1 protein-coding gene is annotated in these 488 nt (G+C 46.9%); it reads left to right on the plus strand.

Annotated features, from left to right (window positions below):
• Positions 1 to 488, plus strand: a 488-nt coding sequence (locus HW098_RS10230) for a hypothetical protein (protein ID WP_176140025.1), incomplete at both ends; no start/stop codon positions are given.

Raw genomic sequence — 488 nt, forward strand, 5'->3', positions numbered from 1 at the left:
GTGCAAGTATCACTCCGACAGCACATACTGTGACCATCACCGACATTACCAAGGTGAAAGGTGAAGCCGTAGAGGCGACAGACCTCACAGGTGCTGTAACCGCGACAGGCAAAGATCACGTGGAAGCAGTAGGAACAGTTCCTACAGACCTAGGTAAACACCAAATCTCAGCTAAGCTTGTTTATGGTGATACGAGTGAAGAAACCATTCAGATTCCATATACTGTCAAACCAAGCACTCCAAGTCTTGTAAGTGCAGTCGGTAAGAAAGATGCAGGCAGCGTTACAGCGAATGGCGTGAATAGTGGTACCACGGTAGCCCTTTATGACATGACGGATCCAACTAATCCAATTGAATTGGGACGCACAGATGTACCAAAAGATGGTGACTTTGCGCTCAAAGATGGAGTAGCGATTAACCTAGCACCAGGCAAGAAATTGACGAAGGATATGCCGATAGCGGTACGTAGTATCTACAAACCAACCGTA

It is taken from the genome of Streptococcus sp. 1453 (assembly GCF_013276955.1).
GTDB lineage: Bacteria > Bacillota > Bacilli > Lactobacillales > Streptococcaceae > Streptococcus.